The 20,434-nt window shown below is 69.4% G+C and carries 19 protein-coding genes; 16 read left to right on the plus strand and 3 right to left on the minus strand.

The features are described 5' to 3' along the window. Nucleotides 1-3: 3 nt before the first annotated feature. From QE393_RS07820 to QE393_RS07875, 12 genes are read left to right on the plus strand one after another with little or no spacing between them, the layout of a single operon-like run. Nucleotides 4-1,776, plus strand: coding sequence for an IucA/IucC family protein (locus QE393_RS07820; RefSeq protein ID WP_310042871.1), 1,773 nt, complete (start codon nucleotides 4-6; stop codon nucleotides 1,774-1,776). Further along, on the plus strand, nucleotides 1,769-2,977 hold the full coding sequence (locus tag QE393_RS07825; protein ID WP_273807416.1) for a type III PLP-dependent enzyme: 1,209 nt from the start codon (nucleotides 1,769-1,771) through the stop codon (nucleotides 2,975-2,977). The genes QE393_RS07820 and QE393_RS07825 overlap by 8 nt, the downstream gene beginning before the upstream one ends. After that, on the plus strand, nucleotides 2,974-4,380 hold the full coding sequence (locus QE393_RS07830; protein ID WP_310042873.1) for a DHA2 family efflux MFS transporter permease subunit: 1,407 nt from the start codon (nucleotides 2,974-2,976) through the stop codon (nucleotides 4,378-4,380). The genes QE393_RS07825 and QE393_RS07830 overlap by 4 nt, the downstream gene beginning before the upstream one ends. Beyond that, a complete protein-coding gene (locus QE393_RS07835) occupies nucleotides 4,377-6,218 on the plus strand; it encodes an IucA/IucC family protein (protein ID WP_310042874.1) in 1,842 nt (613 codons plus the stop codon). Before QE393_RS07830 ends, QE393_RS07835 begins: the two co-directional genes overlap by 4 nt. Further along, the gene (locus QE393_RS07840) at nucleotides 6,212-6,988 is read left to right on the plus strand and encodes an aldolase/citrate lyase family protein (protein ID WP_310042875.1); all 777 of its coding nucleotides are present in this window, start codon (nucleotides 6,212-6,214) and stop codon (nucleotides 6,986-6,988) included. The genes QE393_RS07835 and QE393_RS07840 overlap by 7 nt, the downstream gene beginning before the upstream one ends. Then, complete coding sequence (locus tag QE393_RS07845) at nucleotides 6,985-8,835, plus strand: IucA/IucC family protein (RefSeq protein ID WP_310042876.1); 1,851 nt, start codon at nucleotides 6,985-6,987, stop codon at nucleotides 8,833-8,835. Before QE393_RS07840 ends, QE393_RS07845 begins: the two co-directional genes overlap by 4 nt. Further along, entirely contained in the window at nucleotides 8,825-9,742 is a 918-nt protein-coding gene (locus QE393_RS07850; RefSeq protein ID WP_273807411.1) for an ABC transporter substrate-binding protein, read from the plus strand. The genes QE393_RS07845 and QE393_RS07850 overlap by 11 nt, the downstream gene beginning before the upstream one ends. After that, nucleotides 9,739-10,740 carry an iron ABC transporter permease gene (locus QE393_RS07855; RefSeq protein ID WP_273807410.1) on the plus strand — a complete coding sequence of 334 codons (1,002 nt, stop codon included), beginning with the start codon at nucleotides 9,739-9,741 and terminating at the stop codon, nucleotides 10,738-10,740. The genes QE393_RS07850 and QE393_RS07855 overlap by 4 nt, the downstream gene beginning before the upstream one ends. Further along, nucleotides 10,730-11,761, plus strand: coding sequence for an iron ABC transporter permease (locus QE393_RS07860; protein ID WP_310042879.1), 1,032 nt, complete (start codon nucleotides 10,730-10,732; stop codon nucleotides 11,759-11,761). The genes QE393_RS07855 and QE393_RS07860 overlap by 11 nt, the downstream gene beginning before the upstream one ends. Nucleotides 11,762-11,771: 10 nt before the next feature. Next, complete coding sequence (locus tag QE393_RS07865) at nucleotides 11,772-12,569, plus strand: ABC transporter ATP-binding protein (protein ID WP_310042880.1); 798 nt, start codon at nucleotides 11,772-11,774, stop codon at nucleotides 12,567-12,569. Beyond that, nucleotides 12,560-13,345 carry an IucA/IucC family C-terminal-domain containing protein gene (locus tag QE393_RS07870; protein WP_273807407.1) on the plus strand — a complete coding sequence of 262 codons (786 nt, stop codon included), beginning with the start codon at nucleotides 12,560-12,562 and terminating at the stop codon, nucleotides 13,343-13,345. Before QE393_RS07865 ends, QE393_RS07870 begins: the two co-directional genes overlap by 10 nt. Continuing rightward, entirely contained in the window at nucleotides 13,330-13,941 is a 612-nt protein-coding gene (locus QE393_RS07875; protein ID WP_273807406.1) for an RraA family protein, read from the plus strand. The genes QE393_RS07870 and QE393_RS07875 overlap by 16 nt, the downstream gene beginning before the upstream one ends. A gap of 5 nt (nucleotides 13,942-13,946) precedes the next feature. On the opposite strand, the gene QE393_RS07880 is transcribed toward QE393_RS07875, so the two are convergent. Further along, nucleotides 13,947-14,843, minus strand: a complete 897-nt coding sequence (locus QE393_RS07880) for a LysR family transcriptional regulator (RefSeq protein ID WP_310042882.1) — start codon at nucleotides 14,841-14,843, stop codon at nucleotides 13,947-13,949. A gap of 86 nt (nucleotides 14,844-14,929) precedes the next feature. Here QE393_RS07880 and QE393_RS07885 point away from each other — a divergent pair, with 86 nt between their 5' ends. Genes QE393_RS07885 through QE393_RS07900 form a run of 4 tightly spaced genes read left to right on the plus strand, consistent with a single transcriptional unit; the run spans nucleotide 14,930 to nucleotide 19,268 of the window. Beyond that, nucleotides 14,930-15,706, plus strand: a complete 777-nt coding sequence (locus tag QE393_RS07885) for an SDR family NAD(P)-dependent oxidoreductase (protein WP_187979257.1) — start codon at nucleotides 14,930-14,932, stop codon at nucleotides 15,704-15,706. A gap of 1 nt (nucleotide 15,707) precedes the next feature. Beyond that, complete coding sequence (locus tag QE393_RS07890) at nucleotides 15,708-16,463, plus strand: SDR family oxidoreductase (protein WP_285386691.1); 756 nt, start codon at nucleotides 15,708-15,710, stop codon at nucleotides 16,461-16,463. 40 nt (nucleotides 16,464-16,503) lie between these two features. Further along, nucleotides 16,504-17,904 carry an aspartate aminotransferase family protein gene (locus QE393_RS07895; protein WP_273861563.1) on the plus strand — a complete coding sequence of 467 codons (1,401 nt, stop codon included), beginning with the start codon at nucleotides 16,504-16,506 and terminating at the stop codon, nucleotides 17,902-17,904. Further along, nucleotides 17,901-19,268: a glutamine synthetase family protein gene (locus QE393_RS07900; protein ID WP_310042883.1), complete on the plus strand. Its 1,368-nt coding sequence runs from the start codon at nucleotides 17,901-17,903 to the stop codon at nucleotides 19,266-19,268. Before QE393_RS07895 ends, QE393_RS07900 begins: the two co-directional genes overlap by 4 nt. Before the next feature lie 15 nt (nucleotides 19,269-19,283). On the opposite strand, the gene QE393_RS07905 is transcribed toward QE393_RS07900, so the two are convergent. Further along, a complete protein-coding gene (locus QE393_RS07905) occupies nucleotides 19,284-19,991 on the minus strand; it encodes an RES family NAD+ phosphorylase (protein WP_187979261.1) in 708 nt (235 codons plus the stop codon). Continuing rightward, nucleotides 19,985-20,389 carry an antitoxin Xre-like helix-turn-helix domain-containing protein gene (locus tag QE393_RS07910; protein ID WP_187979262.1) on the minus strand — a complete coding sequence of 135 codons (405 nt, stop codon included), beginning with the start codon at nucleotides 20,387-20,389 and terminating at the stop codon, nucleotides 19,985-19,987. Before QE393_RS07910 ends, QE393_RS07905 begins: the two co-directional genes overlap by 7 nt. Nucleotides 20,390-20,434: the final 45 nt, after the last annotated feature.

Consider the following 20,434-nt stretch of genomic DNA (forward strand, 5'->3'; position numbering starts at 1 on the left):
GCCATGACCTCTTTCGAATCCACGCTGCTTTCCCGCATCGTCAGCGAGCTGGCGTCTTCCCATGCCCTGATGAATTGCCTCATCAAGGAATTCGCGCTGCCGGAAAAGTGCCTGACTTATAATTGGCCGGAAGATCGGCGCGGTATAGCACCGGCCAACTATCTGAGTTGGTTGCAAGACGGCGGCGTCCCCTTGCTGATCAACTTTCCTGGAGACCGCCAGTTCTTTCTGGTCGTCGATCGACAGGATGAACTCGGCAGCCAGCGTTATCTATCCGATATCTATGTAAGACGCGGTGACCAGCCCTGGTATTGCCCGGACTTTCCCGCCTTCATCGATTATCTGCTGGAGTCCTGCGAAGAACTCGCCGGCGCCCACAACGGCGAGTTGCTGCAGCAGGTCCTGCAGAGTCAGCGCCTGACCGCGGCCATCGTCGACCACGTGCAGGTCACGCGACATCCCGCTCCGCTAAGCGACTACCTGGCCAGCGAGCAGGGTTTGTGGTTCGGCCATCCCAATCACCCGGCACCCAAGGCGCGGCGCTGGCCGGAGCCTCTGCCGGCCGAGGCCTATGCACCGGAGTTGCACACCAGCACCCCCATGCACGTGCTGGAGGTGCCCCGCGCCGGCTTGCAGGTGGCTGGCAACGGCCTGAGCGATGCCCAGGTGCTGCAGGGCTTCGTGGACCAGGCGCAGGCCGCCCCGGAGCGGGCGCGGATCGTGCTGCACCCGGTCCAGGCGCAGCTGTTCCTCGGCGATCCGCGGGTCCGGGCGCTGGTCAGCGAGGGGATGATCCGTGACCTTGGGGCCAGCGGCGCCCTGGCCAGTCCCACCGCCTCCATGCGCACCTGGTACCGCCCAGGTCATGCCTTCTTCATCAAGGGCTCGCTGAACGTGCGCATCACCAATTGCGTGCGCAAGAACGCCTGGTACGAACTGCAAAGCACCCTGATCGTCGATCGCCTCATGCAGCGCCTGCAGGGGCGAGTGGCGGGCCTGGACATGGTGCGCGAGCCGGGTGCCCTGAGCTGGGCACCACTGGCCGCCAGTGCCGAGGACGAGCGCTGGTTCCGCGAGCAGACCGGCGCCATCCTGCGCGAGAATTTCTGCCTGGAGCATGGCGCCGACTGCTGCCTGCTGGCCGGCACCCTGTTCGCCCGCGACACCCGCCTGCAGCCGCTGCTGCAGGACTTCCTCAGCCGCTGCGACGGTCGGCAGCCGAGCGATCAGGCGCGGCTGGCGTGGTTCCAGGATTACCAGCGGCTGTTGCTGGGGCCGGTGCTGCGACTGTTCTTCGAGCACGGGGTGGTGCTGGAGCCGCACCTGCAGAATTGCGTGCTGGTGCATGACAATGGCCGGCCCGTCCGGCTGCTGCTGCGCGACTTCGAAGGCATCAAGCTGACCGATACCCTCGGCGCCGAGGCGCTGGACGCCCACGTCCATCCCCGGGTGCGCCAGTCGTTGCTCTACAGCCGCGACCAGGGCTGGCGGCGCATCGCCTACTGCCTGTTCGTCAACAACCTCGCCGAGGCGGTACTGGCGCTGAGCTGGGAGCGTCCGCACCTGGCGCCGCGCCTGTGGCAGCAGGTGGAAGCCGAGCTGATCGCCATCCGCCGGGACCTGCAACGTGCCGCGCCCGAGCTGGATGCGCTGATCGCCGGCCAGCCGATTCCCTGCAAGACCAATCTCAAGGTGCGCCTCGCCGCCCAGGCCGATCGCCAGGCCGGCTACGTGCAGTTGGCGTGCCCCTGGGGCGCGGAGGTGCGTCATGGGTGAGCTACCGGCCGCGGTCCGCGCCGCCCTGGTGGAGGCCCAGGCGCAGTCCAGCGATCCCCTGGCGGCCTTCGTCTACGACCTCGATGCCCTGCGCCGGCACGTCGCCGCGCTGATGGCCGAATTGCCCCCCGGCGTGGAGCTGTATTACGCCATCAAGGCCAACAGCGAGGCGCCGATCCTGACGGCCCTGGCGCCGCTGGTGCACGGTTTCGAGATCTCTTCCGGTGGCGAGATCGATCGCCTGGCCGCCTGCCCGCGGCGCAAGCCATTCATTTTCTCCGGTCCCGGCAAGCTGGATTCCGACCTGCGCACCGCCCTGAGCGCCGGGGTCGAAGCCATCCACCTGGAGAGCCTCGGCGAGATCCAGCGCCTGCAACGGCTGGCCCGCTCCCTGGGACGGCTACAGCCGGTGTACATCCGCATCAATCCGCAATTGCCATCCGGGCTGACCAGTACCCTGGCCATGGCCGGCACGGCGACACCCTTCGGCTTCGACGAGGCCGACCTGCCCACCGCGGTGGCGGCGGTAGAAGCGGCCAGCCACCTGCAGCTGCAGGGCTTCCATGTGCATGCCCTGTCGCACCAGCACTCGGTCGAGCGCCATCTGCATCTGCTGGACTTCTACCTGGAGCGCTGGCCGCACTGGCGCGGCCTGGCCCGGCGCCCGGAGAACCTGGTGCGACTCAACGTCGGTGGCGGCATCGGAGTGGATTACCGTGAAGGTCGGCGATTCGACTGGGCGCGGCTGTGCGCGCACCTGCGCGCCCGTCTGGCCGCCCAGGCGCAGCCGCCGCTGATCCGCTTCGAACCGGGCCGTTTCCTCGCGGCCTTCTGCGGCTACTACGCCGTGGAAGTGCTGGATACCAAGACCAGTCATGGCCAGCACTTCCTGGTCTGCCGCGGCGGGACCCACCAGTTCCGCCTGCCGGTGGCCCAGGGGCACGATCACCCGGTGCTGCACCTGCCCCGCGAAGCGCGGGCGGCGGCGACCGGGGGCAAGGCCTGGACGGTGGTGGGCCAGCTCTGTACCCCCAAGGACATCCTCAGCCGCGGCCAGCCGCTGGGTGAGGTAGGGGTGGGCGACCTGCTGGTGCTGCCCCTGGCCGGCGCCTATGGCTACAACATCTCCCACGCGGATTTCCTCTGCCATCCGCGCCCGCGGCAGCTGTTCCTCGACGGGAACGGGAGTACCTCGGCGTGAGCGTGGCGATCCCGCGGGTCTGGGTGGCGGTGAACGTGCTGCTCGGCACGGTCACCGTCAGCCTGGCCAATACCGCGCTCAACCCGGCCCTGCCGGCCTTCATCGCCGCCTTCGACCTGGGTCCGCTGCTGGCCAGCTGGATCGTCGCCGGCTTCATGGTCGCCATGGGCATCACCATGCCGCTGACCGGCTTTCTGGCCGAGCGCCTCGGGCGGCGGCGGCTCTATCGCCTCGGGCTGCTGGCCTTCATCGCCGGTTCGGCGCTGGGCGCCCTGGCCGATTCCATCGCCGGCGTGCTGCTGGCGCGGATGGTCCAGGGGGTGGCCAGCGGCCTGATGATTCCCCTGGCGCTGGGCATCATCTTTTCCGTCTATCCCAGGGAGGAGCGCGGGCGGGTGACCGGCTGGTGGGGTGGGGCGGTGATGCTGGCGCCGGCAGTGGGTCCGCTGTGCGGTAGCCTGCTGCTGGAGGTGTTCGACTGGCGCGCCCTGTTCCTGCTCAACGTCCCGGTGGGCCTGCTGGCCCTGGCCATGGGGCAGGTGGTGCTGCCCGCGGATGGTCCTCGCGAACACAGGCCCTTCGACCTGGCCGGCTACCTGCTGATCGCCAGTGGCCTGGGGCTGCTGCTGGTGACCCTCGGCCGGCTGCGCGAGCTGACGGCGCTGGGCGAACCCCTCAATCTGCTGGCCCTGGCGGCCGGATTCCTGTGTCTGCAGGCCTTCGTCCGGCTGCAACTGCGGCGCAGCCATCCGCTGCTGCCGCTGCGCCTGTTCGCCCTGCGCGGCTACCGGGCCAGCGTCATCATCGCCGTGGTCCAGGCGGTGGGCATGTTCGAATGCCTGGTGCTGCTGCCGCTGCTGATCCAGCTGGTGCTGGGCCACAGCGCGCTCTGGACCGGCCTGGCCCTGCTCTGCACGGCGCTGGCGGCGGCGCTGTTCGGTCAGGTCGGTGGCCGCCTGCTCGACCGCCGCGGACCCCGTGGCGTGATCGCTACCGGCCTGGCGCTCAGCGGCCTGGCCACCCTGGCCCTGGGCGTGGTCGGCAGCCATGCCGGGCTGGCCTGGATCTGCGCGCTGATGGTGCTGCGCGGCATCGGCCTGGGGCTGTCCTACATGCCGGCCACCACCGCCGGCCTCAATACCCTGCCGGATGCCCAGGTCACCCAGGGCGCGGCCATGAACAACATCGCCCGGCGCCTGGTGTCCTCGGTGGCCGTGGTGGCCGCCTCCCTGTGGCTGGAACTGCGCCTGGGCGGCGCGGCCGGCTGGGGCCCGCGCCAGGCCGCCACCGGCGTCGCCATCCAGGACGCCTTCATCGCCACCGGTCTGTTCATCCTGCTGGCACTGCCCTGGGCCTGGCGCTTTCCCGCCGCCCAATCCCTTTCCGTTCGGAGGTACTCATGACCGCTCAGCTTTCACTTCCCGCGCAGCCCTGGCCGTCGCCCGCCGACGCCGCCCTCTATCGCCAGGTCGAGCAGCGCGTGGTGGCGCAGTTGCTGCAGACGCTGATCTACGAAGAGGTGCTCAGGGCCGAGGTACAGCCGGTGGCCGAGGGTCTGGCAGCGTATCGCCTGGCCGGTACCGCCGCCGATGGCACACCGGTGCAGTACCTGGGCTATGCGCCCGCAGATGCCAGCTTCGGCCTGATCCGCCTGGATCCGCAGCGCCTGGTGCGCCAGGACGATAAGGGGAGCCGCGCGCCGACGCTGCACGAGACCCTGGCCGAATTGCTCGGCGAGCAGAGCGATTCGCCGCTGTGGCCGCGTTTCGTCCAGGAGCTGGAGCAGACGCTGCTCAAGGACCTGCAGTCGCGCCGTCAGGATTATCGTCCTGAACGCCCGGCGCACGAGCTGGACGTGGACGCGCTGGAGCGGCACTTCATGGACGCCCATGGCTACCACCCCTGCTACAAGTCGCGCATCGGCTTTTCCCTGGCGGAGAATCGCCGCTACGGACCGGAATTCGGCGAGCCGATCCAGCTGGTCTGGCTGGCCCTGGCGCGCGCGCGGGCCTCGGTGGGGCACTCCGGCCGCCTGGACTTCCCGGCCTTCATCGCCGAGGAATTCGGCGCCCAGCGCTGGGCGGCCCTGGCCGCCGAGTGGCGCGAACAGGGTAGGGCGTTGGACGACTATCAGTTGATCCCGGTGCATCCCTGGCAGTGGGAGCAGCACCTGGCCGCGCTGTTCCAGCCCGAACTGGTAAGCGGCGAGTTGCTCTACCTGGGCACCTCTCGCGACCAGTACGTGGCCCAGCAGTCCATCCGCACCCTGGCCAATCGCAGCGCGCCCGAGCGGCCCTACGTCAAGCTGGCGATGTGCCTGACCAACACCTCCAGCACCCGCATCCTGGCGCGCCACACGGTGCTCAACGGCCCGATTATCACCGACTGGCTGCAGCGCCTGATCGCAACCGATGCCACGGCCCGGGATCTGGACTTCGTGGTGCTCGGCGAGGTCGCGGGCGTCGCCTACGACAGTCGCACGCTGCCGGTCAGCCGCGCGGGGCAGGTCTACGGCACCCTTGGCGCCGTCTGGCGCGAGAGCATCCATGCCTATCTGCGCGCGGATGAACAGGCGATACCCTTCAACGGCCTGACCCAGGTGGAGAATCGCTACGGCCAGGGCGCGCCATGGCCCTTCGTCGCCGCCTGGATCGAGCGCCACGGCCTGGACGCCTGGCTGCGGCAGTTGCTCAAGGTCACGGTGACGCCGCTCATGCACATGCTCCACGCCGAAGGCATCGGCATGGAGTCCCATGGCCAGAACATCGTGCTGATCCACCGCGACGGCTGGCCGCTGCGCATCGCCCTCAAGGACTTCCACGACGGCGTACGCTATGCCGAGCGCCACCTGGCGCGTCCGGAGCTGCGCCCGACCCTTGCGCCCGTGCCGGCGAGCCACGCGCGAATCAACCGCAACTCCTTCATCCTCACCGAGGACGTGGACGCGGTACGCGACTTCACCTGCGATGCCTTCTTCTTCATCGCCCTGGGCGAGCTGGCGGTGTTTCTGCGCCAGCACTTCGCCCTGGCCGAGGCCGACTTCTGGCAGGCGACCGCCGCGGTCATCCTCGACTACCAGCGTGCCCATCCCCAGCACCGGGAGCGCTATGCGCTGTTCGACGTCTTCGCTCCCACCTTCGAGGTGGAGGAGCTGACCAAGCGGCGCCTGCTGGGCGATGGCGAGCGGCGCTTCAAGGCGGTGGCCAACCCCCTGCATCCCTACCGGCCCGTCGCATGCTGAGGCGCAACCGACTCAAGGCCGCCCTGGCGGCCGGCACGCCCAGCCACGGCCTGTTCGCCTCGTTGCCCACGCCCGCCAGCATCGAGCTGATCGCCGAAGCCGGCTACGACTTCGTGATCATCGACCTGGAGCACGTGCTGATCAATCCGGAAACCCTGGAGAACATGATCCGCACCGCCGAGAGCTACGACCTCACGCCGCTGGTGCGGGTGCCGGACGCCGAGCCCAAGCGCCTCTTGCGCCTGCTCGATGCCGGGGCCCAGGGGATCGTGCTGCCCTGCGTGGATGACCCGGCGGTGCTGGCCGCTGCGGTGCGCGCCTGCAAGTACCACCCGGAGGGCGAGCGCAGCCTCAATGCAGGCCGTCCGGGCTCCTTCGGCAAAGCCAGCCTGGCCGACTATGTGACTCGCGCCAATGCGCAGATCCTGGTGGTCGCCATGATCGAGAACGCCACCGGCGTAGCCCGGGCGGCGGAGATCGCCGCGGTGCCCGGGGTGGACCTGCTGCTCGAAGGGGCGGCGGACCTGTCGCAATCCCTTGGCCGCCCCTGGCGCATCGCCGATCCCGAGGTGCAGGAGGCCCTGCGCCAGACCTGGGCCGCCGCCCAGCGCCAGGGCACCCCCTACTGCGCCATCCCCCGGCAGCCGGAGGACCTCGACCTCTGGCGCGCCCGGGGCGTCACCACCTTCGTGCTCGGCGACGAGCGCGGCATCGCCTTCCGGGCCCTGCAGGCCCGCCTGACCGCCCATTCCTGCGGAGAATCCCCATGAACGCCCAGACCCTCGCCACCGACCTGATCCTGCAGGACCTGTTCGACTGCCTGCTGGCCGAAGACGTCTTCGCCCCCATGGCCGTGACCCTGGCAGCCGCGCCCGCGGAACATCCCGCCACCCTGCAACCAGCGGCCCCGGAGGAGCGCCTCTGGGAGTGCTGCTGCGATCCCCGCGAGCAGCGTTTCATCGCCGCGCGCGTGCGCCCGGGCATCACCCAGGCCTGGGTAAAGGTGCCCGGTGCGCCGATCCTGGCGCGCCAGGGCGACGCCTGGAGCACCCTCACGCCGGATGCCTTCGTCACCCTGGTGTTCGCCGAGGCGGCGGCCGATCCGGAGCAGGCGCGGGGCATCGCGCTGTTGCGCGAGACCCTGGCCACCAGCCTGCGGCAGACCCGGCTGTCGCAGGCGCAGCCCCTGGTCCCGGGTCCGCTGCTGGAAGGCGACGGCCAGGCCGCCTTCCTGCAACTGGAGCGCTGGGCCGCCCTGCGGGATCGACCCTATCACCCCCTGGCCAAGGCCAAGCTGGGGCTGAGCGACGCCGACTACCAGGCCTATCAGGCCGAATTCGGCCAACCCGTGCGCCTGGCCTGGGTCGCGGTGCGCCGCGATCAGCTGCTGTGCGGAGAGGGCGTGGCGGCGGACGGCCAGGGGCCGGCAGCCGACCTGCTGACCCCAGCGGCGCTGGTCGAGTTGCAGGCCGAATTGCAGCAGCGCGGCCTGGCCGAGAGTCATTTGGCGCTGCCGGTACACCCCTGGCAACTCGCTGAGGGACTGCCGGGGCGGCTGGACGAAGCCTTCGCCAGCGGCGTCTGCCAGCACCTGGACTTCGCCGGCGCACGCTGCCACGCCACCTCGTCGCTGAGATCCATGCTCATGGAGGAGGGCGCGGGCGTGGCCCAGCTCAAATTGCCCATGGCGGTGCATTCCCTGGGCGCCTCGCGCTACCTGCCGGCGGTGAAGATGATCAACGGCTCGCGCAGCGAGGCCCTGCTGCGCCAGGCGCGGGCCCTGGACCCGGTGCTCGCGGACAGCCTGCACCTGTGCGACGAGTCGCGCTGGTGGGCCTTCATGCCGCCGGCGGCGACCCTGTTCGACGAGGCGCCGCGGCATCTCTCGGCCATGGTGCGCGGCTATCCCGCGGCGCTGCTGGCCGATCCCGACTGCCGCCTGCTGCCCATGGCCGCGCTCGGCACCCTGCTGCCGGGCAGTCGCCGGCATTTCTTCGACGACTGGCTGGCGGCCCAGGCGCTGGCACCGACCCCGGCCAATGTCCTGCTGTTGCTGGGTGAGCTGTGCCACAGCTTCATCGATCTCAACCTGCGCCTGTTCCGCCTCGGCCTGCTCGGCGAGGTGCACGGGCAGAACGCCGTGCTGGTCTGGCGCGCCGGACGCCTCCAGGGCCTGCTGCTGCGCGACCACGACTCCCTGCGCCTGTACGTGCCCTGGCTGGAGCGCCAGGGGCTGGCCGACCCGCACTACCGGATCAAGCCCGGCCATGCCCAGACGCTCTATCACGAACATCCGCGCGACCTGCTGTTCTGGTTCCAGACCCTGGGCATCCAGGTCAACCTCAGGGCCATCTTCGAGACCGTCGCGAACTGCTACGCTGTCCCGCTCACCGCTGCCTGGACGCTGCTGCGCGAGGTACTGGAAGAGCGCATCACGGCCCTGGACTTCGACGCCGAGGCCCGGGCGCTGCTCCGGGAAACGCTGTTCGAGGCACCGGACTGGCCGCAGAAATGGCTGCTGCGCCCGATGATCGAGCGGGCCGGTGGGCCCGGCAGCATGCCGTTCGGCAAGGGCAGGGTGGTCAATCCCTTTCTTCAGGTGAGCCATGCCCGCTAGTGTTTCCTCCGTCATGACCCGCCGCCGGCTGCTCGGGCTCGGCGGCGTGCTCGCCACCGGCCTGGCGCTGCCGCCGGGCGTCGCCCGGGCGCAGTCCACGCGGGTGGCCACGCTGTTCCAGGGCGCCACCGACAGCGCCGTGGCCCTGGGGCTCAGGCCTTGCGGGGTGGTCGAGTCCTGGAGCGAGAAACCCGTCTATCGCTACCTGCGCCCGGCGCTGGCGGGGGTGCCCTCGCTGGGTCTGGAAACCCAGCCGAGCCTGGAGGACCTGGCGCTGCTGGCGCCGGAGCTGATCGTCGCTTCGCGCTTTCGCCATGGCCGGATCGCACCGGTGCTGCAGCAGCTGTGCCCGGTGGTGATGCTGGAGGAGGTCTTCGAATTCAAGCAGACCCTGCTGGCCCTGGGCACCGCCGCGGGACGTGAAGCGGACGCCACGGCCCTGCTGCAGGCCTGGCAGGCGCGCATCGCCCGTCTGCGCGAGGCGCTGCAACGGCATTACGGGGCCCAGTGGCCGCCGACGGTGGCCGTACTGGACGTGCGCGCCGATCACCTGCGCAGCTACCTGCCCGACAGCTTCGCCGGGCGGGTACTCAGCGAACTGGGCTTCGCCTGGCCGGCGGCCAGCCAGGGCAGCGCCGCGCCCTCGATCAAGCTGACCTCGCGGGAAAGCCTGCCGGTGGTGGACGCCGAGGTCTTCTTCGTCTTCCTGCGCGCCGACCAGGCCGCGGTGCAGCGCAACTACGCCAGTCTGCTCGAACACCCGCTCTGGCAACGTCTGGGCGCCCCCCGGCGCGGGCAGGTCTGGCGGGTCGACGGGGTGGCCTGGAGTCTGGGCGGCGGCATTCTCGCGGCCAATCGGCTGCTGGACGACATCGAGCGCGTTCTGGCCACCCAGGGGGCCGCATGAGCGCACCCTTCAGATTACTGCTGCTCGCGCTGGCCCTGGCGCTGACCGCCGTGCTGAGCCTCTCGGTCGGTGCGCGCTGGATCGCGCCTACCAGCGTGGTGGCGGCGCTGGTGCAGGATCCTTCGCTGGCGCTGGAGGCGACCCTGGTCAACACCACGCGCCTGACGCGGCTGCTGGTCGCGCTGGTGGTGGGTGCCAACCTGGCGGTGGCCGGTGCCCTGATGCAGGCCATGACCCGTAATCCCCTGGCTTCGCCGGGGCTGTTCGGCATCAACGCCGGGGCTACCTTCGCCCTGGTGCTGGGCATCACCCTGCTGGGGCTGTCCAGCACGGAAGGCTGGGTGCTCTGCGCGCTGCTGGGCGCGGCGGTGGCCGGCACCCTGGTGTGGATCCTGGGCAACCGGGGCCAGGCGCGCCTGACGCCGCTGCGCATCGTGCTGGCGGGTGCCGCCCTGGCGGCGCTGTTCACCGCCTTCAGCCAGGCGCTGCTGGTGATCAACCAGGAAGGCCTGGACAGCGTGCTGTTTTGGCTGGCCGGTTCGGTGGCTGAGCGCAACCTGGCCACCGCTGCGCCCCTGCTGGTGTTCAGCCTGCTGGCCCTGGCCGCCGCCATGGTCCTGGCCGGGCAGCTGGATGTGCTGGTCGCCGGTGACGACCTGGCCCGTGGCCTGGGCCAGAACATCGGACTGATCCGGCTGCTGGCCGGGGTGCTGGTAATCTGCCTGGCCGGCAGCGCCGTGGCCCTGGCCGGCAACATCGGCTTCATCGGCCTGATGGTGCCGCACCTGGTGCGCGGGCTGTTGGCCCGCGCGCGAAACGAGCATCGCTGGCTGATCCCCGGTTGCGCACTGGGCGGGGCCCTGCTGCTGGTGCTGGCCGACAGCCTGGCGCGAGTGGTGATCCTGCCCCAGGAGGTGCCCGTGGGCATCATGACCGCCCTGTTCGGCGGGCCGTTCTTCATCCATCTCGCGCGCCGGGGAGGCCGCCATGGCCGCTGAGATCGTCTGGCGGCTCGGCCGTTTCTCCCGGCGCCTGGCCCCGGCCACCCTAGTGCGGCTGGCCGTCGCCGCGCTGGTGGCCCTGACGGCCTTGCTGCTGTGCCTCTGCCTGGGCAAGGTCTGGTTGACGCCCACCCAGGTGTTCGCCGCGCTGGTGGAACGGCAGGGCGGCGGCCTGGGTTTCATCGTCACCCAGCTGCGCCTGCCACGGGCATTGCTGGCGGCGCTGGTCGGCAGCGCCCTGGCGGTGTCCGGCCTGCTGCTGCAGGGCCAGGTGCGCAATCCCCTGGCCTCGCCGGACCTGCTGGGCATCACCAGTGGCGCCAGCGCCGGGGCGGTCTGCTATCTGGCGGTCCTGGCCGGGAGCCTGGGGCCGCATGGCCTGCCGCTGGCCGCTATGCTCGGCGCGGGCCTGGCGGCGCTGCTGGTCTATGGCCTGGCCTGGAATCACGGCGCCTCGCCGTTGCGCCTGGTGCTGGTAGGGGTAGGGGTATCGGCCATGCTCGCCGCGGCCACCACCTTCCTGCTGGTGTTCAGCCCGCTGACCACCACGCTGTCCGCCTATGTCTGGCTGACCGGCAGCGTCTATGGCGCCAGCTGGCCGGAGGTGCGCGCCCTGGGGCTGTGGTGGCTGGGCCTGTCGCTGCCGCTGGCGGTCCTGGCGCGACACGCCGTGCTGGCGCAACTCGACGACGACCTGGCCCGCGGCCTCGGCGTGCGCCTGCAGCGGCAACGCGCGGCCTTGCTGGCGCTGGCCGTGGCCCTGGCCGGGGTGGCCATCGCCTGGGGGGGCGCCATCGCCTTCGTCGGCCTCATCGCGCCCCATATCGCCCGGCGCCTGCTGCCCAGTGGTTTCGCCGGTCAGGCGCTGATGGGCGCCCTGGTGGGAGCGCTGCTGGTGATGCTCGCCGACCTCCTGGGTCGTACCCTGTTCCTGCCCCTGGATCTGCCGGCCGGCATCTTCGTCGCCGCCCTGGGGGCGCCCTTTTTCCTCTACCTGCTGATCCGGCAGCGCCCCTGAAGGAGGCTTCATGGCAACCCTGGCCAGCCGCGGCCTGACCCTCGGCTACGGCACCCAGACCATCATCGAGGCCCTCGACCTCGACCTACCGCCGGGTCGCGTCTCGGTCCTCATCGGCAGCAACGGCTCCGGCAAGAGCACCCTGCTCAAGGCCTGCGCCCGGCTGCTGGAACCACGCCAGGGCCAGGTGCTGCTCGACGGCCAGGACATCCACCGGCAGTCCACCGCCGCCCTGGCCCGGCGATTGGCGGTCCTGCCACAGACCCCGGTGGCGCCCGAGGGCATCAGCGTGCGGCAACTGGTCAGCCTGGGCCGCTATCCCTACCAGAACTGGATGCGCCAATGGTCGCCAGACGATGCCGCGGCGGTGGACAAGGCGCTGCGCCTCACCGACCTGCTGGCGCTGGCGGAACGGCCGGTGGACGACCTCTCCGGCGGGCAGCGCCAGCGCGCCTGGATCGCCCTGACCCTGGCCCAGGACACCGACTGCCTGCTGCTGGACGAACCCACCACCTACCTGGACCTGGCGCACCAGATCGAGGTACTGGACCTGCTGCGCCAGCTGAACCGGGAGGAGGGCAAGACAATCGTCATGGTGCTGCACGATCTCAATCTCGCCTGCCGCTACGCCGATCACCTGGTCGCCGTCCACCAGCGCCGCGCCTTTGCCCAGGGCGCTCCCGCGGAGGTGTTGACGCAAGCCCTGGTACGCGAGGTGTTCGCCCTGGAATGCCGGATCATCGCCGATCCCTATTTCGGCACGCCGCTGTGCATTCCCTTCGGTCGCGAGGTACCGCCATGTGCCTGAGGCCCACCCTCGACAGTGCCCAACGGGACGCGCTGCGAGCCACCTTCGGCCTGCGCGAAGCCGGTGAGCGCGACGCGCTGCACAGCCAGCCGGTCGCCGCCTGGCTGGACGCCGCGCGCTGCGCCGAGTTGCTCGACGACCTGGCGGCGCGCATGCAAGCCCCCACGCGGCGGGTCGCGGCGTCGCTGCTGACCAAGCGGCTGGGCTTTCTCACCACCGGGGTGGCCTTCCAGGCCCTGTCGGCCTATGACCGGCGCCTGGACCTGACGCCTGGCAATGTCTGGATCGAGGCTGGCCACGACCAGGGGCGCTGGCGATCGGCCCTGCCGTTGAGCGATACCCGGCCGCTGCCTGCCGTGGAGGATCACGCCACCGCCCGGGCGCTGCTGGCCCGCACCCTGTTCGGCGAGCTGCTGCGGCCGCTTTGGGAGACCCTGGCGCGGGTCGGCCGCGTCTCGCCCCGCATCCTCTGGGAGAACGCGGCGGTGCGGCTCTATTCGCTGTACGACCGGCGTCTCGCCGAATTGGACGATCCGGCCATTCGTGCCCGCTGCGCCGAGGACTTCGCCTGGCTGCTGGCGGCCACGCCGGCGGAGCTGGGCCTGGAGACCAATCCGCTGGCGCAGTTCCGCCGGCCTGCAACGGCCAATACCGTGGGACGCCCCGTTCGTTTCCGACGGACCTGCTGCTTCTACTACCAGGCCACGGCACCCGCCGAATACTGCTCCAACTGCCCGCTGATCCGCCCCCGGGAGGCCGTATGCCCAGCCACCTGAGCGAGCTGCCGGCTGGGCTGATCGCCGGCTACGCGGAGATTTCCACCTCGACCCTGGGCCATCTCGGACGTACGGGTTACCTGCCCGAGCTCAAGCCGGCGGTAGCCGGTGCGCGCCTGCTGGGCCGGGTGGTGACGGCGCGCATTCCCTTGCCCCACGGCGCCCTGTTGCGCGAGGCCCTGATCGCCAGTCGCCCGGGCGACGTCCTGGTGATCGAGGCCTTCGGCGATCCCCACTGCGCCTGCTGGGGCGAATTGCGCACCCTGGCGGCCCTGGTCAAGGGCCTGGCCGGCGTGGTGGTGGGCGGCGCCATCACCGACGTCCAGGCGCTTCGCCGACTCGGCCTGCCGGTCTTCCATCGCGGGATCAGCGCCGTCACCACCCAGGGCGGCGAGGCGCTGGGCGAACTGAACGTCGAACTCCAGCTCGGCGATACGCTCGTCTGCCCCGGTGACCTCGCCCTGGGAGACGAAGATGGCCTGTTCGTCCTGTCGCCCGCGCGGGCCGCCGCCTTGCTGCCCAGTGCCCAGGCCAAGGAGGCCGCGGACCAGGCGCGGCGTGCGCAACTGCTGCAGCGGCTCGCCGAAGGGCGCTGAGGCCGCTATTCCGGCTTGGTGCCGATCTGTTCACGCAGCAGTTGCAGATAGCGCCGCGCGCCCAGGCCCTGGGGGCGGTTCTTGATCCAGATGACGTCGATCCAGCGACGGATCTGGCTGGCCATGTTGTCGAAGCGCACCTGCTCGAGCAGGCCGGCGGCGATCAGTGGGCGCACCAGCGGGTGAGGCAGATAGGCCCAACCCAGCCCGGCCTGCACCAGGTCCAGCGTCGCCAGATAGCTGTCGGTGAGCCAGACCCGCTGCGACAGCACGATCTGCGGGTCCGAGGCGTTGCGGTCGCCGCCGGCCACCACGATCTGGCGGGTATCGGCCATCAGCGTTTCGCCCAGTGGTCGACCGGTGCGGGTCGAGGGGTAGCCAGGGGCGGCCACCGCCGTGAGCAACTGGCTGCCGGCCTCGGCGAAACCTTCCTGCTCGTTGATCCCCGGACGCTCGAAGATCAGCGCCATGTCGACGCTGCCGTCGTGCAGCAGGCGGATCGCCTCGGCGCGGGCCGCCGAGCGGATCTCGATTTCCAGCGCCGGAAATTCCTCGGCCAGGGTCACCAGCGGCCGACTCCAGGCGCCGGTCTGCAATTCCGGCGCCATCACTAGCACGAAGCGCCGCTCCAGCCCGGCGTGCAATTGCAGGGCATGGGCGTCGAGCAGATTGAGCTGGCTGGCCACCTGCCGCGCCTGGGGTTCGAGGGCGCGCGCGGCGGGGGTAGGCAAGGCCTTGCGGGTGGCGCGATCGAACAGCACCAGGTCCAGCTCGGCCTCCAGCTGGGAAATCGCCATGTTCACCGCTGACGGCACCCGCCCCAGGACGCGGGCCGCCGCGGAAAAGGAGCCCTCGTCGATCACGGCGAGGAATACCCGAAGCGTTTCGCTGGTAAAGACCATGGTTGTCAATTTCGCTGATAACGATCGTCTTTTTGTATCAGCCAGACAGGCTTAGAGTCCAGTCAGACCATAACGGAGACAGTGACATGAGCGAGTCGATGGCGGGCCAGGTGGCCCTGATCAGCGGTGCCGGCAGCGCAGCCGGCATCGGCATGGCGATAGCCCGCCGCCTGGGCGCGGCGGGGGCGCGGTTGCTTGTCACCGCCAGCAGTGCCCGGATCGCGGAGCGGGTGGCGGAACTGCGCGCTGCCGGCTTTACCGCTGAAGGTCAGGCCCTGGATCTCACCGAGGAGGCCGCCGTTGGCGACTTCTGCCAGTGGGCCGAGGCGCGTTGGGGCCGCATCGACATCCTGGTCAACAACGCCGGCATGACCATGCAGGGCAGTCCCGAGCCCCTGGTGGAGGTGGCGCGGATGACCCTGGCCGACTGGAATCTGACCCTGGCGCGCAACCTGACCACGGCCTTCCTGCTGACTCGCGCCGTATTGCCCGGCATGCAGGCGCGCGGCTATGGCCGCATTGTCCACGTCAGTTCCGCCACCGGCACCCGGGCGGGCATTCCGCAGGCAGCGGCCTACAGCGCGGCCAAGGCGGCCATGGTCGGCATGAACATGAGCCTGGCGCTGGAGGTGGCCGGGCAGGGCATCACGGTCAACGCCGTGGCCCCTGGCTGGATCGAAACCGCCTCCAGCCTGCCGGAAGAATTGCAGGCAGCGACGCGGGTCCCCGTGGGTCGCGCCGGCCGCCCCGCCGAGGTCGCCGCGGCGGTGGCCTTCCTGGCCTCGCCCGAGGCGAGCTACATCACCGGGGAATACCTGGTGGTGGACGGCGGCAACAGCCGCATCGAAAACAAGGGGGCCTGACATGCAGCCGGTCGTACTGGTCAGTGGGGTTCTGGGTGGCATCGGGGGGGCGGTGCGCGAGCATTTCCTGCAGGCGGGCTGGCGGGTCTTCGGCACCGATCTCGACGGCGCAGCCCTGGCGGCGCTCCAGGCCGACGGCCGCCTTGCCGGCCAGCACGCCGCCGACCTGCGCCAGGCCCGCGCGAGCCGGGAGGTGGTCGCCCGCGTCCTGGACCGCCTCGGTCGCCTCGACGCCTTGGTCAACTGCGCCGGCGTCTGGCGCGAAGGCCCGGCCGAGACCTTCAGCGAGGAAGACTTCGACCTGGTGCTGGACGTCAATCTCAAGGCCAGCTTCTTTCTCTGCGCCGCGGCCATTCCCGCGCTGCGCGACACCCGCGGCGCCATCGTCAACCTGAGCAGCGATGCCGGTCGCCAGGGCAATCGCAATGCCGCCGTCTACTGCGCCAGCAAGGGCGCGGTGACCCTGATGACCAAGGCCCTGGCGCTGGATCTGGCGCCCAGCGGGGTGCGCTGCAACAGCATCTCCCCCGGCGATGTGGCGACGCCCATGCTGAACTTTCAGGCAGAGCGCTACGGCAATGGCGATCCCGCCGCCTATCTGCAGGAATTGCTGGAGAAGTATCCGCAAGGCGAGCAGGCGCGCTTCATCCAACCCGAGGAAGTCGCCGAACTGGCCTTTTTCCTGTGCCAACCCGCCGCCCGCTCCATCACCGGCGCCGACCTGGCCATCGATTGCGGCGTCTCGGCCGGGCACTGAGCCCGGACCGAGCCGCCCTCAACCCCAAGAGGAGTCCGACATGACCACCAGTGGTATCAGCGAAGCCGCCGTCCAGACCTTCGTCGCGGCCGAACGCGAGCGCTTCCTGGCGCGCAATCCCAAATCCCTCGCCCTGGCCGAGCGGGCCCGGCACTCGCTGTTCGGCGGCGTGCCCATGCACTGGATGAACGACTGGTCGATGCCCAGTGCGCTGTTCGTCAGCCATGCCCAGGGTTCGCGCTTCCACGATGTAGACGGCCACGAGTACATCGACTTCTGCCTGGGCGACACCGGCAGCATGTTCGGCCATTCGCCGGCACCCATCGCCCGGGCCCTGGCCGAGCAGGGCGCGCGCGGGCTCACCACCATGCTGCCCGGCGAGGATGCCGTGGTCGCCGGGGAGTTGCTCGCCGAGCGCTTCGGCCTGCCGTTCTGGCAGGTAGCGACCACCGCCACCGACGCCAATCGCTATGTCATCCGCTGGGCGCGCGCCATCACCAATCGCAAGGTGCTGCTGGTGTTCGACGGCTGCTATCACGGCACCGTCGACGACGTCATGGTGCGCCATCAGGACGGTCGCACCGTGCACCGCGGCGGCCTGATCGGCCAGGCGCACAACCTGGCCGAGACCAGCCGGGCCGTGCCCTTCAACGACCTCGCGGCGCTGGAGGAGGCGCTGGCGAAGGGCGACGTCGCCGCGCTGATCTGCGAACCGGCCATGACCAACATCGGCATGGTACTGCCCGCCCCGGGCTTCATGGACCAGGTCCGCGCCCTGACCCGGCAATACGGCACCCTGCTGATCATCGACGAGACCCATACCCTGTCCACCGGCCCCGGCGGCTGTACCCGCGCCTGGAATCTGCAGCCGGACTTCATCACCTTCGGCAAACCCATCGCCGGGGGCGTGCCCTGTTCGGCCTATGGCTGCAGCCACGAGATGGCCCAGGCCATGCGCCTGGCGCAGCAGCACGCCAGCGAGACCAGCCACGGCCATGGGCACAGCGGCATGGGCACCACGCTGTCGGCCAATGCCCTGGCCATGCGTTGCCTCAGAGTCAACCTGGAGGAAGTGGCGACGCCGGCCGCCTACGAACGGATGCTGCCGATGGCAGCGCGACTGGCCGCCGGTCTGCGCGCGGTGATCGCCCGCCATGGCCTGGCCTGGTCGGTGACGGAGCTGGGCGCCCGCTGCGAATTCCAGTTCTGCGCCACGCCGCCCACCACGGGCGCCGAGGCGGAAGCCGCCTTCCATGACAGCCTGCAGCAGGCGCTGCACCTCTATCTGATCAACCGGGGCATCCTCATCACCCCCTTCCACAACATGACCCTGTGCTGCCCGGATCTCGCTGCGGAAGACGTCGATCTGCTGCTCGCCACCCTCGACCAGGGCCTCGCCGAACTCCTGGCGCTGCCCGGCGCCCGGGAGTGTCAGCCATGAACTTCGCCGACGCTCAGGAAGCCCGCGACTTCCTCGCCGCCCACCCCGAGGTGCGCAGCATCGAACTCATGCTGATCGATGCCAATGGCGTGCCCCGCGGCAAGCTGCTGCACCGGGACGAACTGCTGGCCATCTATGAGGAGGGCCGGCCGCTACCCAGCTCCATCCTGGCGCTGACCTTGCAGGGGGAGGACGTCGAAGCCACCGGTCTGGTCTGGGAGGTCGCCGACGTCGACTGCTGGACCTATCCACTGCCCGGCAGTCTGACCCTGCAACCCTGGCGCAGCACCCCGACCGGTCAGGTGCAGGTGAGCATGCACCCGACCCAGGGGCTGCCGGCCACGCCCGCCGATCCCCGGCACGCCATGGTACGGGTGATCGAACGGCTGCAGGCCGACGGCTTCCAGCCGGTGATGGCGGTGGAGCTGGAGTTCTATCTGCTCGACCGCACCCGCGACGCCCAGGGCCGGCCGCAACCGGCGCTGCAGATGAATGGCGTGCGACCCGGCTCGCCGCAGGTCTACGGGGTCTACGAACTGGAGCAGCTGCAACCCTTTCTCGATGACCTCTACGCCGCCTGCGAGGTGCAGGGCCTGCCGGTGCGCACGGCCATCTCCGAATACGCCCCTGGCCAGCTCGAATTGACCCTGCTGCACCGCTTCGACGCCCTCCAGGCCATCGACGAAGGCATTCGCTACAAACGCCTGGTCAAGGGCGTGGCCAACCGCCACGGGCTGCAGGCCTGCTTCATGGCCAAGCCGTTCGGCGACCAGGCGGGCAGCGGCCTGCACCTGCACGTCAGCCTGGCCGATGCCGAAGGCCACAACCTCTATGCCAGCGACGACCCGCAGGGCACGCCGCTGCTGCGCCATTCCATCGGCGGCATGCAGCACCGGATGCTGGATGCCCTGGCGATCTTCTGTCCCAACGCCAACTCCTACCGCCGTTTCCAGGCCAACAGCTATGCGCCGCTGGCCAAGAGCTGGGGGGTCAACAACCGCAGCGTATCCTTGCGCGTGCCGGGTGGTCCGGCCGGCAGTCGCCACATCGAACACCGCATCTGCGGCGCCGATGCCAATCCCTATCTGGCCGCCGCGGCCATCCTCGCCGCCATTCACGAAGGCATCCGTGACGAGCGTGACCCGGGGCCGGCCATCGTCGGCAATGGCTACGAGCAGGCCACCGACTTCCTGCCCACCGACTGGCTCACCGCGCTGCAGGCGCTGGAGCGCTCCAGCTGGATCCGGGAGGCGCTGGGTGAGCGTTTCGTCGAGGTCTATCTGGCGATCAAGCGTGCGGAATACCGGCAATTCATGGCCGAGGTGGGGGAACAGGACTGGCGCTGGTATCTGACCCACGCCTGATGGGTCGGTGTCAGATCAGTCCGACTCGCCCGGCACGGCGATGAGGCGATTCACGCTGATGATGCCGCCATTCCAGATCATCTCAACCGGCGCCGCCTGGACCACGGCAGTGACCAGGCGCGGGGTTAGCAGCGCCCAGCAATGGCTGCCGGGGCGGCGTACCGAGCGATAGCGCAGACCTGGGCAGCCGGCGCGTTTGGCGGCACCGCCTAGACTGCGCGCCGCGCTGTAGTCCAAGGGATCATGGATAGGATCTGCTGCTTTTAGCACCAGGGCGTCGCGTACCCCCTTCTCGGAGAAGCTCACCGAAAGATTACGGAAGACGAAACGCTCGTACTTCAGTGCCGGCACCTTCGACCAGTAGGCCTGCTGATGATGGTGGACTTCGGCAAGGGCGGTATCGGGATGGTCGGCCAGATAGAGAACGCCGAAGGTGCCATCGCTGAAGCGCGAACCCTCTGGATTGACATGAGTGAAGGGCGCTGTCGCATAGGAGCAACCCGAGATGCCGAAGGGAATCTGTTCGCGGGGAATCAGCTCCAGACGCCCCAGCTCGTTTTGTAGTCGCGGGTTGGTCAACACCTGTAACTGATAGAGCACGGCGAAATCTTCGGCATTGGCAACATCGTCGAACAGGTGGATGGGTGGGAATTTGGAGTTGACCAGGCGATGCCCTTGTAGACGCTCATCGGCCAGCAGGGGCAGGTCCTCCAGCTTCACCATCCGGCACCGCGCAGGACGTCGATACGCCGGAAGGTTTCATAGAGGGAGATCATGTCGCCTTGGGCCATGATCTCCAGCGGCGAACGGCCATTGAAGAATTCATTGTGATTGGCCATGGCGACGAAGCCATAGACGTTTTCCGGGTTGTCGAAAACCAGGCGCAACGCGGAATGCATGTTCAGCACCAGGCTGACACGCTGCAGTTGATCGGCATCCAGGCTCACCGCCCATTCGCTGTCCCGCTGCGACGCTCGGGTATAGGTGCTGCGTGAGATGCGCAGGATCCGGCAACTCTGCTCGCTGGAAGCTTGCCATCTTTCCAGGATATTGAGCGCTGCCCTTAGACCAATCGTGCTCTGGCTTTTCGAAAATTGCTCGACGATGGCAACCTGGGACATAGTATTCTCCAATCTGTAGAGGCAAATATAATGAATTCGAATCTA

Origin of the sequence: Pseudomonas sp. SORGH_AS_0211 (assembly GCF_031453455.1) — a bacterium.
In the GTDB taxonomy this organism is placed as follows: Bacteria; Pseudomonadota; Gammaproteobacteria; order Pseudomonadales; family Pseudomonadaceae; genus Chryseomonas; species Chryseomonas aestiva.

Excerpts from the sequence above, each read along its gene's own strand:
- QE393_RS07910 (WP_187979262.1), bottom strand. The coding sequence starts at position 20,389 with ATGTCCCAGGTTGCCATCGTCGAGCAATTTTCGAAAAGCCAGAGCACG.
- QE393_RS07890 (WP_285386691.1), top strand. The coding sequence starts at position 15,708 with ATGCAGCCGGTCGTACTGGTCAGTGGGGTTCTGGGTGGCATCGGGGGG.
- QE393_RS07880 (WP_310042882.1), bottom strand. The coding sequence starts at position 14,843 with ATGGTCTTTACCAGCGAAACGCTTCGGGTATTCCTCGCCGTGATCGAC.
- QE393_RS07845 (WP_310042876.1), top strand. The coding sequence starts at position 6,985 with ATGAACGCCCAGACCCTCGCCACCGACCTGATCCTGCAGGACCTGTTC.
- QE393_RS07850 (WP_273807411.1), top strand. The coding sequence starts at position 8,825 with ATGCCCGCTAGTGTTTCCTCCGTCATGACCCGCCGCCGGCTGCTCGGG.
- QE393_RS07825 (WP_273807416.1), top strand. The coding sequence starts at position 1,769 with ATGGGTGAGCTACCGGCCGCGGTCCGCGCCGCCCTGGTGGAGGCCCAG.
- QE393_RS07860 (WP_310042879.1), top strand. The coding sequence starts at position 10,730 with ATGGCCGCTGAGATCGTCTGGCGGCTCGGCCGTTTCTCCCGGCGCCTG.
- QE393_RS07875 (WP_273807406.1), top strand. The coding sequence starts at position 13,330 with ATGCCCAGCCACCTGAGCGAGCTGCCGGCTGGGCTGATCGCCGGCTAC.
- QE393_RS07865 (WP_310042880.1), top strand. The coding sequence starts at position 11,772 with ATGGCAACCCTGGCCAGCCGCGGCCTGACCCTCGGCTACGGCACCCAG.
- QE393_RS07835 (WP_310042874.1), top strand. The coding sequence starts at position 4,377 with ATGACCGCTCAGCTTTCACTTCCCGCGCAGCCCTGGCCGTCGCCCGCC.
- QE393_RS07855 (WP_273807410.1), top strand. The coding sequence starts at position 9,739 with ATGAGCGCACCCTTCAGATTACTGCTGCTCGCGCTGGCCCTGGCGCTG.
- QE393_RS07870 (WP_273807407.1), top strand. The coding sequence starts at position 12,560 with ATGTGCCTGAGGCCCACCCTCGACAGTGCCCAACGGGACGCGCTGCGA.
- QE393_RS07900 (WP_310042883.1), top strand. The coding sequence starts at position 17,901 with ATGAACTTCGCCGACGCTCAGGAAGCCCGCGACTTCCTCGCCGCCCAC.
- QE393_RS07905 (WP_187979261.1), bottom strand. The coding sequence starts at position 19,991 with ATGGTGAAGCTGGAGGACCTGCCCCTGCTGGCCGATGAGCGTCTACAA.
- QE393_RS07895 (WP_273861563.1), top strand. The coding sequence starts at position 16,504 with ATGACCACCAGTGGTATCAGCGAAGCCGCCGTCCAGACCTTCGTCGCG.
- QE393_RS07885 (WP_187979257.1), top strand. The coding sequence starts at position 14,930 with ATGAGCGAGTCGATGGCGGGCCAGGTGGCCCTGATCAGCGGTGCCGGC.
- QE393_RS07820 (WP_310042871.1), top strand. The coding sequence starts at position 4 with ATGACCTCTTTCGAATCCACGCTGCTTTCCCGCATCGTCAGCGAGCTG.
- QE393_RS07840 (WP_310042875.1), top strand. The coding sequence starts at position 6,212 with ATGCTGAGGCGCAACCGACTCAAGGCCGCCCTGGCGGCCGGCACGCCC.